The sequence below is a fragment of the Vibrio sp. SCSIO 43132 genome, from assembly GCF_019904195.1.
In the GTDB taxonomy this organism is placed as follows: Bacteria; Pseudomonadota; Gammaproteobacteria; order Enterobacterales; family Vibrionaceae; genus Vibrio; species Vibrio nigripulchritudo.
Genome location: NZ_CP063200.1, coordinates 664,365 through 678,818, shown reverse-complemented (window position 1 = coordinate 678,818; position 14,454 = coordinate 664,365). Strand labels below are relative to the sequence as shown.

Sequence of the window (14,454 nt, the reverse complement as noted above, 5' to 3'; positions counted from 1 at the left end):
GGTTTACCTGCACCACATACAAAACGCAAGTACGTTTTTTAACCAGCTCCTATACTTACTAAAAAAACAAAGAACCCGGAACACACGTTATGTTGGTTATTAGACCCTTATTTATCGCTTTTATTTTCGCATGCTCATTTTTTTCTGTTGGTACTCATGCCAGAACCGTAAAAATGGTGACGGTAGACTGGGCACCTTTCTACGGCTCTGAGCTCAAAAGAAATGGTGTTGTGACTGCAATAGTGCAGGAAGCATTTCTGCGTTCTCACTATTCGAGCAGCATAAGATTCACTCCGTGGAAACGGGCTCTCGCAGTCGTAGAAAAAGGAGAATACGATGTCGCAATGGGCGGTTATTACTCCGAAGAGCGTGCAGAAAAGTATTTCTACAGCGACCCGATTTTCAATGTAGATGTTGGATTAGTCGCACTAAATAAATTGGGCGTGAAGCACTACGAATCGCTAGAGGATTTGAAGCCTTATCGAATCGGAGTCAGCTTAGGCTGGGCAAACGGGAAAGAGTTTGACAGTGCGGATTACCTCACCAAAGAAGAGGCTTCAAATCAGATTCTGAATGTAAGGAAGCTATTTCGCGAACGCGTCGATATGATCGCGGTTTCCTTCGCAGTCTTCCGTTACGAAGCCAGAGCACTGAGCCACAGCAAACTGGATGATGTGGTTTACATTCAGCCGCCACTCAGCCGTTCCCCTCTTTACCTGCTCGTGTCCAAAAACATTCCAGACGGACAGGAAGTGGTGCACGCTTTTAACAAAGGATTGAGTGAATTGAGAGCAGATGGCACTTATGACGCCCTGCTCAAAGAGTTCAACGTTTATGAATATTAAAGCGTTAAGCTAAGGAAGCCTGACACTGTGGCGATCTAATATCGCTTCATAAGTGCCGTCTTCTTTCATCTTATCCAGTGCTGCCTGCCATTTCTCTACAATGCTGTCGGGAATGTCTAGCGAGGCTGCTACATACATCTCAATGGGCAGATCATCGTAGGCGACTTTGAACGGCGCGCCCTCTTTTCCCATATGAGACTGAATCATCAACCGTGTGGAGTACCAGCCGTCAATGCGTTTCGCCTGTAGCATTTTCACATTGGCGGATTCACTTCGGGCTTCGTTTAAGTTTTCAAAACCCATCTTCTTCAGCCTGCCTGCCGTTGGTGCACCGCGATTCACTCCGATGGTTTTGGCTTTGAAGTCATCCGAACTTAGGTAAGTTGCTTCATCCGATTCCAGTGTCGCAAAGGAAAAGCTGTCTTGCAGTATAGGACCTATCCATTTGTATTTACCCTCACGTGGCGGAATTCGGGCAAATGGGAAAGACAGTCTCCCAGACACCGATTTGGTGACGGTCCGTTTCCAAGGCTCCGTTCGAATTGGCTTTTCATGTCCTACCCGACGCATGATTTCGCGAACGATATCTGTCGCTACGCCTTCTAATCTTTCGTCTTTTACATAGGCATAAGGGGGAAGGTTACCTGTGACGACCTGAATTGATGCCGAAGATGCGCTGGTCGCCATTGCATGAGAATGAACAAGTACAGCCAGCATTATTCCGAGAAAACGTAAAACCATAACAACCCTTACCTAAACGACAGCAAATAAAAAAGTGATGACGAAAATTCATCATCACTTTGAGCATAGCAGAGGGTGTTAAAACTCGTGGCTGATCAGTGTTTACGTGACGGATGCTTACGTAGTTAGCTTTTACCTGAGTGCTTTTGGTAAACCGCATCGGTAGACTGCTTGAGCGCATCCAGTGCGCGAAACAGATCGCGATACTGAGAGCCCGTTAAACCATCGAGTATTTCGGACTCCCACTGCAAAGCACGGGGAATGATTCTTTCATACAACGCCTGACCTTTCTCAGTCAGTTGAATGTGGGTCGCACGTTGATCGTTCTCGGTTTTCTCGCGAGTGATAAGTTCTTTTTCTTCCAGCCTAGCTAAGGTTCTGGACACTTTGACTTTGTCCAGATTAGTGACATCCGAGAGGTCACGGGCAATCACATCTTCACGAGCACCTAAGTTGGCAATAATGCGCCATTCCGGTCGGGTTATGCCAAACTCTTTTTGATAGAGTTCTGCCAGACTATCCGCGACCTGCTCTGCGGTTCTGACGAGTTTGTAGGGTAAGAACTCGTCAAGTGAAAATGTAAACTGCCCCATAAGATGTATACCTCAATCAACCACTGTACAACCAATTCGGCAGAGCCAGAGACAACGCTGGGATAAGTGCAATCAGCACCAGACGCAGCATGTCGGCAGTCCAGAATGGGACTATTCCGCGAAATATAGTTTTGGTTTTAATGTCTTTCATTACGCCAGACAATACAAACACATTCATCCCGACGGGTGGCGTGATCAGGCTGATTTCTGTGACTACGACCACCAGAATACCGAACCAGACCAAGTCAAAGCCCAAACTTTGTACAAGCGGGAAGAAAATGGGTACAGTCAGCAGCAACATCGACATGCTCTCGAAAATGCACCCCAGCAAAATGTATATCAGCAGAATCACTGCCATGACCATGAAGGGGGTCATATCCATACTGGTCACAAATTCCAGCAATGCATCGGTAAAACCTGCACGGTTGATGAAGTTGGAGAAGATCAACGCAGAAATCACTACACTGAACAATACCGCTGTGGTTTTCGCGGAATCCAGCAACACTTCATGCAGAACTTTCCGGTTAAGCTGACCTTTTAGCCCTGCGATGACTAGCGCACCTGCCGCACCAATACCCGCCGCTTCGGTTGGGGTAAAGATACCTGCGTATATTCCCCCCATGACCAGCACAAAAAGAGCAACCGTTGAGAAAACACCTTTCAGTGCCAGCCAGCGCTCGCGCCACGGCAGTTTTTCCATTGGGGGCGCAGAATTTGGATTTCTGAATACCGCCCATCTCACCGCCGCCAGATAAAGCCCGACACCTAACAGACCGGGGATCAGCCCTGCGGCAAACAGCTCTCGAATACTGGTTTCTGTCAACAAGCCGTACACCACCAGCATGACACTGGGCGGAATCAATATCCCCAAGGTGCCACCCGCGGCAATGGAAGCGGCTGCAAGGCTGTCCTGATAGCCGTATTTGCGCATTGGCGGCATAGCAACTTTGGACATGGTAGCCGCTGTTGCCAGGCTGGAACCACAGATGGCAGAGAATCCGCCACACGCCAGAATGGTCGCCATCGACAACCCACCTTTCCGGTGACCAACAAACGCATTACTGGCGGCGTACAATTCCTGAGAGAGACCGGCTCGATTAACCAGATTACCCATCAGCACGAAGAGTGGGATCACCGACAGGCTATAATCCTGTCCCGTATCGATGATGCGCCTTGCTGCCATCGAAAGTGTGGCTGTCCAGTTGTAGTCAACCAGAACGCCGAACCCGACAAACCCAACGATGCCCATCGCGTAGGCAAGAGGAATGCGGAACAGCACCAGCGCGAGAAGAACGGCAAAACCAATTAATGTCACTGTCATGGTTGCTCTCCTTCTGCCGATTGCGCCGACATTGGTCCTTTCTTCGCCAAATACAGCACCGCAAGCAGTAGCGTCATTACCATCGATAGCCATCCGGTTATCGAGATAAAGTACATCACGTAACCCAGAGGAATGGCCAGAATATCCGTCTCTTCCTCATAAGAAAGAGAGCGAGAGCCTAACCCCCACACTTTCCATGCCACCAGACCAAGAGCAAACGCGCACCCCAGACTGATGACAAACTGGCGCAAATCGATCATCGCACGAGGAAACCAGTCATCCAGTAAATCCACGCAGATGTGTTCTTCATTCCAGGTAATCAGAGGAAAAGCAGCAAACACCACCAATGCCAGTAAAATTTCTACCAACTCTACTCCGCCGGGTAAGGGAGCATTGAAAAAGTAACGCCCGACCACATCAATCACTGTCACTACCAGCATCATTAGCAGCGCGAGTGACGCCAGTACCTCCAGACACCGACGTATTCCTCCTGCAAGATTCAGTACAGGGCTCATTATTCAGCTCCCAGAGATTTAACCTGTTCGCGATAGTAGGTCAGAGCACCTTCTGGGTCGGAGATACGGCGCTTTTTGGCTTTTTTCAGCCAGGCTTTTTCCAAACCTTCTGCATAGGTTTTCGCCTGTGCAATCATTTCCGGTGTTGCTTCCTGAATGTTGCCCTGTTTTGCCAGTGTGTCTTTGACTCCGGCTTCATCTGCCTGATCCATCATTTGTCCAAACAGACGAGACAGCTTCTCGCCAGATACAGACAACACCGCTTTACGATCTTCTGCAGACAGTCCGTCCAGCGTATCCGGGTTCATCAAAATGCTAAAGCTGCCGCGATATAAGCCCCCCGGAAAGGTCACGACATTAGGTGCCACTTCATTTAGGCGGAAACTTTTGAGGGTTTCGAGTGTAAAGAATGCGCCGTCCACCACGCCTTGCGACAGAGCTTCGTAAACTTTAGTTGGGGGCAGCGCTACTGGGGCAACACCCATGTTCTTACCTATGGTCGACATGACATCGCCCGCAATGCGCATTTTCTTGCCTTTTAATTCATCGAACGTCGACACTTTCTCGCGGGTAATGATCGAACCGGGTCCATGTACACCAACGCCTAACACAACCAGTCCACGGTGTTCTTTCCCCTTTTTCAGGTATTTATCGAACACTCGCCAGTAGGCAATGGAAGCGTCCTCTGAAGACAGGGTGTTATCGAAAGTAGGAATTTCGGGCAACTTAGTCAGTTCAAACCGACCGGGCTTAAATCCGTGGAAAAACCAGGTCACATCACCAATACCATCAGCAATCATATCGGCTTGGGCTGGGGGTGGACCCATGTTGTATTCCACTTTGACTTTCACTCGCCCGTCAGTGGCATCGCTTACCCACTGCCCCCACGTTGGCCACACGATCTTGTTAATCCCGTGATTCGGGGATGCCCAAGAACTGATAAGAAGGGTTTTATCCGTAGCAATTGAAGGGAATGATGCACTTACACACACCGTGGCCAGAGCGCCCACAGCCCAGTTTAACTTCCTCATGTCGAACTCCATTTGGTTTCATTTGTAATTTTATTTATAGGTGTTGGTGTTTCCATTTCTCCGAGTCAAACCTTCGTTCAATTCGTAACCAACGTTAAAAATACAACCACACGAAAGTATCAAATGCAACAGAAAAGTAACCAATATGATAAATTTTTGTTGATTTAACGGTTAAATGATGGCTAACATACATACGAATTAGTTACATTTGAAACTATAATTCGATTATCAATCTTATAAATTGGTTGTCGAAAACCAAGGAGAAGGTTATGCGTAAATGGTTTTCTTTCCCTTTAAAAGAAGGGGAAGCGTCGGTACAGGCTCACTGTGATTTACCAGAGAATGCGTTTGAACGAGAAGTGGGAAAAGAAGGCTTTTTTGGTCCGGCTACTCACATGTATCACGAACACGCCCCAACCGGATGGACAGAATGGGAAGGCGACTTGCGCCCTCATGCGTTTGATACCAACAAGGTTGAAGTCGATGAAAGTTGCCCGCTTTCTGCGCCTAACCTGCTGGAAAATGCCAATGTTCGGGTCCGAATCTGGAAGACCAGTGAAAGCATGAAACATCTGGTAAGAAATGGTGATGGCGATGACTGCCTGTTTATCCACCAAGGGGAAGGTTCATTGTTTTGCGATTACGGGCATATCCGTTTTAGTGAAGGGGATTATCTGGTGATCCCAAGATCTACTTCATGGCGCATAGAAACCGAAGATCAGGTCGTGATGCTAATGATAGAAGCCACCAACAGCTCTTATATGAGTGCGGATCGAGGTATGGTGGGCGATCATGCCATCTTCGACCCGGCAGTATTGGTTCACCCGAAAATCGATGATGCATTCAATCGCCAGAAAAGCAGCAATGAAAGCTGGAAAGTGCACATCAAAAGCCGCAACAAATTAAACCGTGTCACTTACCCGTTTAACCCACTCGACGCCGTTGGCTGGAAAGGCAACCTAACCGTGTTTCGTCTGAACTGGCGCGACATTCGCCCATTGATGAGCCACCGCTACCATTTGCCACCTTCCGCCCATACCACATTTGTGGCAGACGGTTTTGTTATCTGTACCTTTGTCCCTCGCCCGATAGAGACCGATCCGGGTGCGCTTAAAGTGCCGTTCTACCACAACAACGACGACTACGATGAAGTGCTTTTCTATCACAAAGGTGACTTCTTCAGCCGAGACAATATTGATGCTGGCATGATCACGCTCCACCCCTGCGGTTTTCCACATGGTCCGCACCCTAAGGCATTAGCCGCAAGCCAGAGCAACCCTAAAAAAGAAACCGATGAAGTGGCAGTCATGATAGATACCCGGATCCCACTGGATATGACAGACACTGCCAAGTCGGTAGAAAACCCGGATTACGTTTATTCCTGGCGCACCCCCGCCAAGTAATGACTATAACCTATAACAACATCATAAAATTGAGGAGAACACTGGATGAAACTCGCATCACTCAAGCACGGAAGAGACGGGAAACTGGTGGTTGTGTCTCGCGACCTGACGCATGCTGCGCTGGCAACAGATATTACGCCTACCCTTCAATCTGCTTTGGACAACTGGACAGAAATTTCGCCTAAGCTGGAAGCTCGCTATCAGGCACTGAACGCAGGGGAAGTTCCAGAAGCCTTTCAGTTCAACGAGCAAGATTGCGCTTCCCCACTCCCCCGTGCCTTTCAGTGGGCTGATGGCAGTGCATATGTCAATCACGTCGAGCTGGTTCGCAAGGCAAGGGGCGCAACCATGCCGGAAAGCTTCTGGACCGACCCTTTGATGTATCAGGGGATGTCAGATGGTTTTCTCGGTCCCCGTGAAACAATTCAACTCGCCGATGATAAATGGGGTTGTGACTTTGAAGGTGAAATTGCGGTCATCACCAACGATGTACCAATGAGCACCCAACCAGAAAACGCAGAAAAACACATCAAGCTACTCATGCTGGTTAACGATGTGTCGCTGCGCAACCTGATTCCGGGCGAACTCGCCAAAGGGTTTGGCTTCTTCCAGTCAAAGCCCGCATCGGCATTTTCGCCCGTCGCCATTACACCCGATGAGCTGAGTGACGCATGGAGCGAAGGTAAGGTACATCTACCACTTCATGTTCACCTTAACGGCGAAAAATTTGGCTCACCAGAAGCTGGGGTAGATATGACATTCAACTTCCACCAGCTTGTTGCTCACGTTGCAAAAAGCCGACACCTTGCTGCGGGCACCATCATTGGTTCTGGCACCGTTTCCAACATTGATCGCAGCAAAGGATCATGCTGCTTGGCAGAAAAGCGTATGCTTGAAATCATTGACTCAGGTGAGGCTTTAACTCCGTTTATGACGTACGGTGATAGAGTGGAAATTGAAATGTTCGATAAAGACGGCAATTCATTGTTCGGAAAGATTGATCAAACGGTTGCCAAATATCAATTGGATTAAGGAAAACCAATGAAACTGTACGATTACATTCGTTCCAGTGCGGCATACAGAGTGAGGATTGCTTTGAACCTAAAGGGGGTGGACTGCGAGTCTATCCCTGTTTCTTTACTGGATGGTGATCAGAAAAGTTCAGAGTATCTGGATGTGAACTCTGCTGGACTAGTGCCCGCTTTAGAAACGCAGGGCAACATCATCACTCAGTCTTTGGCCATCATCGAGTACCTTGATGAACTCTACCCAGAGCTGCCACTTTTACCTGAGCACCCGGTTGAACGAGCACAATGCCGCGCACTGGCTTACGATGTTACCTGCGACATTCACCCGCTTAACAACCTCCGCATACTGAAACACCTGACTGGTGAATTGGGGCACAGCGAGGAAGAAAAAATGGCGTGGTATCACCATTGGTTAAAAGAAGGTTTTAATGGCTTGGAGCAAAAGCTGTCTAAATCTGATTCAACTTTCTGCTGTGGTGAGAGCCCAACTCTTGCCGATATCTGCCTGATACCGCAACTCTTTAACGCGCACCGCTTCGAGTTCAATCTGGCGGCGTACCCAAGGCTGAAAGAAATAGAGAGCAACTGCCTTGCCTTATCTGCCTTTTCAGATGCGAGCCCGAAGTAAGAATTTAAATCGAAAACGTCTACACCTGATCGCAAAACAGCATGGTTAGTTAAAAGCCATGCTGTTTTTGATTTAGAGTAACGCTCCATAAAAATGACTTTAGAATTGTGATGAAAATTGCCTTTGCTACATCGCTCATTATCTTGTTCGCAGGATTTTCCGCACCAAGTGTTTTTGCATCACAGATTAGCTGTGCGCTATTAAACGAAGGCTTCTTGCAGGGCGAAGGAAACATGGTTATTGCCAAACCTGTCCCTCTAAAGCCCGAATATAAATCAGAAAGCTATTCGCTATTTTCATACCCAGGTATTGAAATTTCGTTAGCAAACGCAGTCGTTGTGGAACATTCCGTTTCTAAGCCGTTTGTCAGTGCGTTTAACACTATCATCAAGAGAAACGATGAAGTGCTGGTAACACGAAGTTCAGTTCGGGAACAAGGCGAAGGCAGTATGTCCTCTCACATTACGCTTCGAAAAGGTAATAACAAACTTCTTATAACGTGCGATTCTATACCCCAATAGCCGTTTTTTACGCCCTGCTTTGCAGGGCTGTGCACCACTCAAACTCACATTTTCACTCTCTTCTGAACCAAGAATTCGCAGTTTCGTTTAAAGTCCAGATAAAGGTTTCAGTATCTAGGGTCTGATATGCTCGACAAAATGGCGTTCTTTGTTTCGGTAATTCGCACTGGCTCTATTTCGGCTGCTGCCAGAGAATTTGAACTTTCTGTATCGGCTGGGAGCCGTTGGTTGCAGGAATTGGAACAACACTTTGGGATGACGCTATGCCATCGCTCCAATCGGCTGCTCACTCCCACCCCAGCAGGTCAGACTCTGTTTGATGAATTTGCTCCAATTGTCGATAACACGGAACAAATTCGTCGCAAACTGGAAGGTTTTCAAAGTGAAACCAATGGGCATATCAATGTGGCTTGTACTCCTGTGTACGCCAACCACTTCTTAATGGACAAAATTTCTGAGTACATGAAAACGCACCCCAAAGTAACGTTCAACCTGAATGTGACCCCCTGGGCGTTGGATTACTCTGATAAAGCAGATCTTATCATCAGTGCAAACGCCCATTATCAGGGATACCGAGACAGAGACGTTCACCTTGTCCGTCGAGAGCTGATGTCTGATCCTTTTATTCCTGTCGCCTCACCGAAGTATCTAGAGAAACACGGTAAACCAAACGATCCAACCGATATATCCGAACACCAGTGCCTGTTCGCAACCACTCTGACAGGCAGTAACGACTGGATATTCAAAAAAGATAAGGAGACTCTGATTGTCAAAGTGCCAAAATCGCTGGAGGTGAACGACAGCGATTTATTGTTGCAGGGTGTTTTAAAGGGAGCGGGCATTGCCTATCTGCCAGAATTCATTGTTCAGCCCAAACTGGAAACGGGGGAGCTAGTTCGGCTTTTAAACGAGTACCAAACCAGTCAGTGGAGCCTTAACCTGTATTATCAACCTCAGCATAAGGCTTCCCCAGCCGCCAAACTGTTTAAGTCATTCTTGCTGGAGTAGCAGGTTTACCTGCACTCCGAGATCTTACAGATTTTAAAGTGTTCGCATTGATTGAACGTGCTAAAGATCGCTAGCTCCTGCTCCAACGCCTCCAGAAAGTCCCCTTTCTTTTTGAGCGAAGGTTCCAGAAATAAATGAAGCACATTTAGTGTGGCGGTTTTCTTATCAACTTTACAGTCAGCTCTTGCGACAAGGGCTCCATTCCAGAGAATGGGTAGACAAAAGTACCCGTACTGGCGCTTGCCTTCAGGGACATAGCATTCAATCAGGTAATCGAAATTGAACAAAGTGCTGGCACGCTTTCTTTGTATCAGTAGATTATCGAACGGCGACAGAATTTTCGCTTGTTTTCGGTTAAGCCTAGCATCTAGCAAAGACAAAGACTCCGAAAGCACCCAAAACGAATTCCCTTCTACGCCCACCTCAACAATCACACCCTCTTCACTCAATTGCTGAATGGCACTGACGACCTCTGTTTTTACGTTTTTGAGCAGGTAAACAAACTCGGGAATGGTCCCTAATCCGTGGGCTTTCAGGTAGTTCAGAACCAGAAACCGTGCGTGTTCTTGAGGTGAAGGAACAGAAACATCAATATCCGACGGCAACACGCGCTCAGTAAGGTCGTACACTTTTTGAAAACCTCGACGCTCGGGAATCATTAAGTCTCCCTGCATAAAGAGGTATTCAAGTGCCCGTTTGGCGGGTTTCGCGCCCCAACCGTTAATTTTGGTGCCTTTTGATTCGAAATCTTTTGCGAGTAAAGGTCCCTCTTCCTGAATACGTGTAATCACGTGGTTCATTAATTTGTGGTCTTTCTTATACCAGTGAGCTTGCTCACCAGATTTGATAGCAACTTTACGCGGCAAGGTATAACGATAGTTCTTCATCGGAAGGAAAGAAGCAGCGTGCGACCAGTATTCCACCACTTTTTTGTCGGCAATCAGTTTATCGAGATGCTCCGGTCGGTATTTAGGGTTTCGGCTCCACAATACGTGGTGATGTGCCCTCTGAACCACCGAAATAGTATCAATCTGTACGTAACCGATTTGCTCCATCACATTAAGTGTATGGGCAGGAGAGTGAGACTTAGGAGACTTGGGCGGTAACCCTTGTGAAAGTAATGCGAGTTTTCGGGCTTGGGGTTTGGATAACGACATCATATCCCTACATTCCCCAGATGTTCTAAACACATTCTTTTTAAATTCCTTTTCAAATTCTGGCTTTCTTTTTTTGAATCCCTAGTAGACCTCGAAGTTTGCAAATATGCAAAGTGGCTTTGAAATTCTGCTTGTAACACCTACATCAATAACTTCCCTACACTGGAACAAACACGATCCGGAAGAAGGGAAATCAGATGGAACCCATTTATATCGTCGCTGCGAAACGTACCCCAATAGGCAATTTCAATGGGGGGTTATCTTCACTCAGTGCGGTTGAACTTGGCGCACATGCGATGAAAGCGGCTATTGAGCAATCAGGTATTGCCCCCGACAAAATAGACGAAGTGATCGTCGGAAATGTGCTCACCGCAGGCAATGGAATGGGTACGGGAAGACAAGCCTCGATCCACGCTGGGATCCCGTCATCAGTCCCGGCTTATACCCTTAACATGATTTGTGGCAGTGGCATGAAAGCCCTGACCGATGCCGCCAGCCATATTCGTGCGGGTGATTGCGAAGTGGTGATGACCTGCGGTATGGAAAGCATGTCCAACGCCGGGTTTGTGCTTTCTGGTGATAATCGCCGCGGGCACCGCATGGGGCATCAAACGGTGGTCGATACGATTTTAAAAGACGGTCTGACCGATGCTTTTCATGATTACCCTATGGGTATCACGGCAGAAAACATTGTCGATAAGCTTGATATATCACGCCAGCAGCAGGACGAATATGCGCTCAGCAGCCAGCAAAAAGCCATTAAAGCTCAAGACCAAGGGCGCTTTGATGAAGAAATTGCCCCCGTCACCATTGCCACTCGCAAATCCGAAATCACCATAGCGAAGGATGAATTTCCCAAGCGCGACTGCACTCTAGAAAAGCTGGGCGGTCTTCGTCCTGCTTTCGATAAACAAGGCAGTGTAACGGCTGGCAATGCCTCAGGGATTAATGATGGCGCATCCGCTATTTTGCTGGCTTCCGCCAGTGCGGTGAAAATACACAACCTGATGCCGCTGGCTGAGTTGGTGGAATACGGTCAGGCTGCCATTGAGCCAGAAGTAATGGGGCTCGGTCCTGTTAACGCCATTGCCAATACGCTGCGAAAAGCTGATATGTCACTCGGGCAGATCGACTGTTTTGAGCTCAATGAGGCTTTTGCTGCTCAGTCACTTGGTGTGATTAAACAGCTTAGCGAGCAACATAATGTATCGGAAGACTGGATAACTGAACGCAGTAACCCAAATGGTGGCGCTATTGCACTCGGTCACCCCATTGGGGCTTCTGGCAATCGCATTGTCACCACCTTGATCTACCAGCTAAGAAGAGACAATAGCGAATTCGGTCTGGCATCTTTGTGTATTGGTGGTGGCATGGGCACCGCTGTTATTGTGAAACCATGCAGGTAAGCCAATGAAAAAAAGTATCGACAAACAAGGCGTAGCCTCACTGCTCAAAGACGACATGACCATCATGATTGGTGGCTTTATGGCGACAGGTGCGCCAGAGAGTTTGATAGACCTACTTATCGAGAATGACATCAAAGGCATCACTCTAATCAGCACCGACACAGGTTATCCGGAACACGGTGTCAGCCGACTGATCGCGCAAAAGCGAGTAAAAAAGCTCTACGCTTCCCACATCGGGTTAAACCCTGAAACAGGTGCACAGATGAATTCGGGTGATTTGGAAGTTGAGCTTGTTCCTCAGGGTACTTTAGCGGAAAGGATACGGGCAGGTGGGGCTGGCTTGGGTGGTGTATTAACCCCAACAGGACTGGGCACCTTAGTGGCAGAGGGAAAAAGAACGGTGGAGGTCGATGGAGAAACTTTTCTGTTAGAGACGCCACTTAAAGCCGATTTGGCGCTGATTCGCGGCTCCAAAGTCGATACACGTGGCAATGTCTTCTACAACAAAACCACTCAGAACTTTAACCCCATCATGGCGACCGCCGCAGAGACCGTGATTGTTGAAGCCATTGAGCTGGTGGACATTGGCAGTATAAAACCGGAAGCCATTCATACTCTGAGCCTGTACGTCGACCACATCTACCAGAAAGAGACATCCTGATGAGCACATCCAAACAAGCAATCAGACAGCGCATCGCCAAGCGTGTAGCCCAAGAGTTTAACGACGGTGATGTGGTGAACTTAGGCATTGGTTTACCGACTCTGGTTGCCAATGAAATCAGCCCGGAAATAGAGATTCTCTTTCAGGCAGAAAACGGCTTACTCGGTATTGGTGAAATGGCGGATGAAACCAATAAAGACTGGGATTTGGTTAACGCCGGAGCCCAATACATCACCGCTGTTGAAGGAGCTGGGTATTTTAATAGCGCCGACTCATTTGCCATTATCCGCGGTGGTCATGTCGATGCCACCGTTTTGGGTGCACTAGAAGTGGACGAGCAAGGCAACCTGGCCAACTGGATAGTACCGGGGAAAATGGTGCCGGGGATGGGAGGTGCAATGGATCTGGTGGTCGGGGCGAAAAAGGTCATCATTGCCATGGAGCACACAGCCAAAGGCAACCCCAAACTTCTTAAACAATGTACTCTCCCTTTAACCGCCACTGGTCAGGTCGACATGGTGGTGACAGAACTGGGGGTATTTGAAATCACATCTCAGGGAATGGTCATGACTGAAATCGCTGAAGGTGTCCGTTTCGATGAGGTTCAGAGCCAGACTGAAGCCCCGCTTATTCCTTCCCCTTTGATGAAAATCATGAACGGCTGACCGCTCCAATTGTCATCATTCCATAACTAAGTTGCGCCATTTGCTAGCGAGTTGTCGTCTTTCGCTAGTGAGTGGCGCGATTGGAATGGCTAAGATACTCCTACATCAACGAACAACGCATTCGACATTAGGAGACACATCATGGCAAACACAGCACTTATCACAGGCGCATCAGGCGGTATCGGTTTGGAACTGGCGAAGATTCACGCGGAAAAAGGCGGCGATGTCGTTTTGGTGGCTCGCTCCAAAGATAAGCTAGAAAACCTCGCCTCTGAACTCAAGCAAAATCACAAGGTTGAGGTGCATGTGATTGCCGAAGACCTTTCTCAACCAGATGCTGCTAACAAGGTTTTTGAGCAGACAGAATCTCTGGGTTTGCAGATAGATACCTTAATCAACAACGCTGGTTTTGGTGGTCATGGGCTTTTTCATGAACGAGAACTTGCTGCCGAGCAGTCGATGGTTCAGGTCAACATCACCACACTGATGAACCTCAGTCACCTGTATCTAAAAGGCATGGTAGAGCGTAACCAAGGGCAAATCCTGAACGTATCTTCCACTGCTTCCTTTATTCCCGGACCACTTCAGGCGGTCTATTACGCGACAAAAGCCTTCGTGACGTCTTTTTCACAGGCATTGGCAGAAGAACTTTCAGACACCAAGGTGACCGTCACCGCACTTTGCCCGGGGGCAGTTGCAACTGGTTTTGTGGCAGCCGGTGACCTTGAAGGCGTGGATGTATTCAAGAACGCTAAGTCACCTCGTTCCGTCGCGGAATGTGGCTACACCGCGATGGAAAAAGGTGAACTGGTGGCTTTCAATGAGGGCGGGCTTAAGTTTATGCTAAATTGGATCACCCCATTTTTGCCGCGTAAAACAGTATTGAAGCTGTCGCGCAAAACCATGGAAAAGACCGCTTAAAACAACGCCA

Annotated in this window: 16 protein-coding genes; 10 read left to right on the top strand and 6 right to left on the bottom strand. The window is 48.1% G+C overall.

Annotated features, from left to right (window positions below):
* Positions 1-89: 89 nt before the first annotated feature.
* Positions 90-845, top strand: a complete 756-nt coding sequence (locus INR79_RS21150; RefSeq protein ID WP_262415456.1) for a substrate-binding periplasmic protein — start codon at positions 90-92, stop codon at positions 843-845.
* 9 nt (positions 846-854) lie between these two features.
* Here the strand turns inward: INR79_RS21150 and INR79_RS21145 are convergent, their stop codons facing one another.
* The 5 genes from INR79_RS21145 to INR79_RS21125 form a co-directional block, all read right to left on the bottom strand.
* Complete coding sequence (locus tag INR79_RS21145) at positions 855-1,586, bottom strand: substrate-binding periplasmic protein (RefSeq protein WP_080927957.1); 732 nt, start codon at positions 1,584-1,586, stop codon at positions 855-857.
* A 125-nt stretch (positions 1,587-1,711) separates the two neighbouring features.
* Positions 1,712-2,179 carry a MarR family winged helix-turn-helix transcriptional regulator gene (locus INR79_RS21140; RefSeq protein WP_004402464.1) on the bottom strand — a complete coding sequence of 156 codons (468 nt, stop codon included), beginning with the start codon at positions 2,177-2,179 and terminating at the stop codon, positions 1,712-1,714.
* A gap of 16 nt (positions 2,180-2,195) precedes the next feature.
* Positions 2,196-3,500 (bottom strand): TRAP transporter large permease, encoded by a 1,305-nt coding sequence (locus INR79_RS21135; RefSeq protein ID WP_022560915.1) that lies wholly within the window; start codon positions 3,498-3,500, stop codon positions 2,196-2,198.
* Positions 3,497-4,015: a TRAP transporter small permease gene (locus INR79_RS21130; protein WP_004402461.1), complete on the bottom strand. Its 519-nt coding sequence runs from the start codon at positions 4,013-4,015 to the stop codon at positions 3,497-3,499. Before INR79_RS21130 ends, INR79_RS21135 begins: the two co-directional genes overlap by 4 nt.
* A complete protein-coding gene (locus INR79_RS21125; RefSeq protein ID WP_223099687.1) occupies positions 4,015-5,046 on the bottom strand; it encodes a TRAP transporter substrate-binding protein in 1,032 nt (343 codons plus the stop codon). The genes INR79_RS21130 and INR79_RS21125 overlap by 1 nt, the downstream gene beginning before the upstream one ends.
* Positions 5,047-5,315: 269 nt before the next feature.
* Between INR79_RS21125 and INR79_RS21120 the strand changes: the two genes are divergently transcribed.
* The 5 genes from INR79_RS21120 to INR79_RS21100 all read left to right on the top strand — a co-directional run bounded on the left by INR79_RS21120 (position 5,316) and on the right by INR79_RS21100 (position 9,634).
* Positions 5,316-6,449 carry a homogentisate 1,2-dioxygenase gene (locus tag INR79_RS21120; RefSeq protein WP_004403229.1) on the top strand — a complete coding sequence of 378 codons (1,134 nt, stop codon included), beginning with the start codon at positions 5,316-5,318 and terminating at the stop codon, positions 6,447-6,449.
* 45 nt (positions 6,450-6,494) lie between these two features.
* Positions 6,495-7,481 (top strand): fumarylacetoacetate hydrolase family protein, encoded by a 987-nt coding sequence (locus INR79_RS21115; protein WP_022596048.1) that lies wholly within the window; start codon positions 6,495-6,497, stop codon positions 7,479-7,481.
* 9 nt (positions 7,482-7,490) lie between these two features.
* Positions 7,491-8,105 carry a maleylacetoacetate isomerase gene (maiA, locus tag INR79_RS21110; protein ID WP_022560910.1) on the top strand — a complete coding sequence of 205 codons (615 nt, stop codon included), beginning with the start codon at positions 7,491-7,493 and terminating at the stop codon, positions 8,103-8,105.
* A 110-nt stretch (positions 8,106-8,215) separates the two neighbouring features.
* Positions 8,216-8,626 (top strand): hypothetical protein, encoded by a 411-nt coding sequence (locus INR79_RS21105; protein ID WP_223099685.1) that lies wholly within the window; start codon positions 8,216-8,218, stop codon positions 8,624-8,626.
* A gap of 126 nt (positions 8,627-8,752) precedes the next feature.
* On the top strand, positions 8,753-9,634 hold the full coding sequence (locus tag INR79_RS21100) for a LysR family transcriptional regulator (protein ID WP_022605044.1): 882 nt from the start codon (positions 8,753-8,755) through the stop codon (positions 9,632-9,634).
* Between the two features lie 5 nt (positions 9,635-9,639).
* Here INR79_RS21100 and INR79_RS21095 read toward each other — a convergent pair whose 3' ends face one another.
* Positions 9,640-10,794 carry a winged helix-turn-helix domain-containing protein gene (locus INR79_RS21095; protein ID WP_223099683.1) on the bottom strand — a complete coding sequence of 385 codons (1,155 nt, stop codon included), beginning with the start codon at positions 10,792-10,794 and terminating at the stop codon, positions 9,640-9,642.
* 194 nt (positions 10,795-10,988) lie between these two features.
* On the opposite strand from INR79_RS21095, the gene INR79_RS21090 reads away from it, so the two are divergent.
* From INR79_RS21090 to INR79_RS21075, 4 genes are all read left to right on the top strand, one after another.
* Positions 10,989-12,197 (top strand): acetyl-CoA C-acetyltransferase, encoded by a 1,209-nt coding sequence (locus tag INR79_RS21090; RefSeq protein WP_223099682.1) that lies wholly within the window; start codon positions 10,989-10,991, stop codon positions 12,195-12,197.
* Between the two features lie 4 nt (positions 12,198-12,201).
* Positions 12,202-12,858, top strand: a complete 657-nt coding sequence (locus tag INR79_RS21085; protein ID WP_223099680.1) for a CoA transferase subunit A — start codon at positions 12,202-12,204, stop codon at positions 12,856-12,858.
* A complete protein-coding gene (locus INR79_RS21080) occupies positions 12,858-13,523 on the top strand; it encodes a 3-oxoacid CoA-transferase subunit B (RefSeq protein ID WP_223099678.1) in 666 nt (221 codons plus the stop codon). The genes INR79_RS21085 and INR79_RS21080 overlap by 1 nt, the downstream gene beginning before the upstream one ends.
* Positions 13,524-13,664: 141 nt before the next feature.
* Positions 13,665-14,444 carry an SDR family NAD(P)-dependent oxidoreductase gene (locus tag INR79_RS21075; protein ID WP_022590928.1) on the top strand — a complete coding sequence of 260 codons (780 nt, stop codon included), beginning with the start codon at positions 13,665-13,667 and terminating at the stop codon, positions 14,442-14,444.
* The last annotated feature ends 10 nt before the right edge of the window (positions 14,445-14,454 follow it).